Raw genomic sequence first — 2,294 nt, 5'->3', positions numbered from 1 at the left:
GTGTAGCTATTGTTGAGTACTTCAATCTGCCAGAACTTATCCGAACTGCCATCAATGTATTTAAGGTGTTTTTTCATGCTGAGCGCACTTTTAGCATTAGAGATTCCGTGAATTTATGAATAGCTAAACTATTCAATTTTTTCTAAAAAGAGAAGGTTAGTCGTAATGTATTGAGCTTTAAGATTAGCTTCGCTGAGCACTGCGTGGTTCTCGCCTGCGCGGGAATGACGGACGATTTTTCCGTTTTGTCATCATAAGTGAGCTGTACTAGGCATAGTTGAAAGTGAAGGATCTTTTTAATTGAAACATATAAGATTATATAATCTCGATTATGCCCAACGCTGCGGTCTTTGCGCCTTCTCTCTGTGCGCTTTGCGGTTAAAAAATATGGAAAATGTATGATGGATTGTGGAAACAGTCAGGCGTTTGGCGGGGAGCGATTAGCGCTGATTAAAAAATGCTGAAGCTTATATGGTCAAATAATATGGAATGGGGTGCTCGGTTTGGTCTACAATTAACAGAATAAACCATTGCCGAATGAACCAACAATAATATTCCCAGCAAGAGGCATTGATAGTGAGCTACTTAATATGTAGATTTAGTTTTATTTTTTAGCCTGCTTTAGCTTACGCCAATATTCTTGTTATTGTGTTAAACCCAAAAAAACCATTATGAAAGAATCAGAATTAACGGAAAAGAAAAGACGTTTCATTAAGCGCACTTATTTTGGTGTATCAGATAATCCGCTTGATGATGTAAATCCATTTGATGCCTGGGATGAATTTTTAGCGGCTAAGGTAAAGGATATGAATTGGGGGATAGATCCTGATGCCATTAAAAGATCAAAAATCAGGTTTGCCTATAATTTTAACCAGATTTTAGCCCATTATAATGTTTCGCTGGCGCTTGAAGATATCCTGGTCGACCTGGATAAAGATACGCAGACCAACGAAGCGATGATAAACACCTGGGCTGATAAGGCTGTTTTTCCAAGTGATAAGCTTAGCGCTAAAGCGATAGGAAAATGAAAAGGGCGCTRTTATTGATCTCCTGCCTGGGTTTTGGAAGCCTGGCAGTTGCACAAACAACTGGTGCGGATACCACGGCAAAAAAAAGTATGGTAGAAGCGTCGGGTTCGTTTAAAGTGTTCGATAAATACGGGCTAAAGCTTGACCTTAAATTTATCGATCCGGAAAAAGGATCATTCGGGATCGATTATCAGTTTCAACTGGATAAAAAACTATTGGGCAAGGATCCGGCTAAAATTAATAAACTTAACCTATCATTAGGCAGTAGGGGTTTTGTAACCGTTGCTGAGGATAAAAACAAAAACAGCAGCCTGATTTCAGAAATTAAATTGGAGGGGCAGCCCCTGTTTCACGTAAAAGGCAAAGACCTTGGGCCGCGTAGCACGATAGATCCACTGGCAGATGATGACCCAGAACTACCTCCTGGAAAAGACCCTCTTGTTCAACAAATACGTGATCAGGCCGCACAGGTAGCTTCGCCCTTGTGGCTATCGTTTAACCTGCATGCGAAACATGAAACCACCCAGGATTTCAGGAATTACGATTTCGCATTTGGCCCGCAGCTTGCTGTTTCCACTTCTTACCTGAGTTCGATCCTCGATTTTCCTTTTGGTTTGTTAAGGGCGGCAAAAAACAACAATCCCAGGCAGTTGGATTTATCTGTCGGTTATGATTACGTAACCGGCGCGAATAAAACCAGCCTTGCCCCTTTGCTTGAAGACTCGAAATTTATGAACAGGTTAAACCTTAAAGCTGAATGGGAAACGGGTATACTTTCTGGAAATGAGCGGATCGCCTTTTTATTCGATTCGTATTACGACCTCGACCGTAATTTATTGTTGAAAAACGCAGGTAAAGACTGGAATTACTTTTACATGATCAGGATAGAAAAGCTGCTTAAAATTAATTTAGGTCCGGGCACTAAAACCAAGATTGCGATCAAGTATACTGCAGGCGAGCTTCCACCAAATTTCGATAAAGGTTTTGTTCTTGGCGGAGGTTTCTCTATCGATTTTTAGTGAAATTCCTTAAAAGCGACGCGCCAAATGATGAGCCAGTTCCGCCTGCTTTGCGCCTTTGTGGTTAAATGACGGGCGCTTTTTTCAGTTTTGTCATTTTGAGAGTTAATTTATTTCATAAAAATCAATATGAATGACATGGTTTTTTAGATATGATAAACGACGAGCTTTCTATTGGAGCCTGGCAATGGTAGTGTAATAGAAGAGACTTATATATTAAAAAACTTTACCCCCAGCTCTGCTGGCC

Annotated in this window: 2 protein-coding genes; both read left to right on the top strand. The window is 40.5% G+C overall.

Translation table 11 applies throughout. From position 1 onward, the window contains the following. Positions 1 to 671: 671 nt before the first annotated feature. On the top strand, positions 672 to 1,028 hold the full coding sequence (locus AC1DPQ_RS25325) for a hypothetical protein (protein WP_477611256.1): 357 nt from the start codon (positions 672 to 674) through the stop codon (positions 1,026 to 1,028). Further along, entirely contained in the window at positions 1,025 to 2,047 is a 1,023-nt protein-coding gene (locus AC1DPQ_RS25320; protein WP_477582417.1) for a hypothetical protein, read from the top strand. The genes AC1DPQ_RS25325 and AC1DPQ_RS25320 overlap by 4 nt, the downstream gene beginning before the upstream one ends. Positions 2,048 to 2,294 lie beyond the last annotated feature (247 nt).

The sequence above is a fragment of the Pedobacter sp. 01T416_2 genome (assembly GCF_056398925.1).
The sequence above is the reverse complement of the archived record's forward strand: the minus strand, read 5'-3'. Positions and strand labels throughout refer to the sequence as shown.

Coding starts and splice junctions, on each gene's coding strand:
- AC1DPQ_RS25325 (WP_477611256.1), top strand. CDS start 672: ATGAAAGAATCAGAATTAACGGAAAAGAAAAGACGTTTCATTAAGCGC.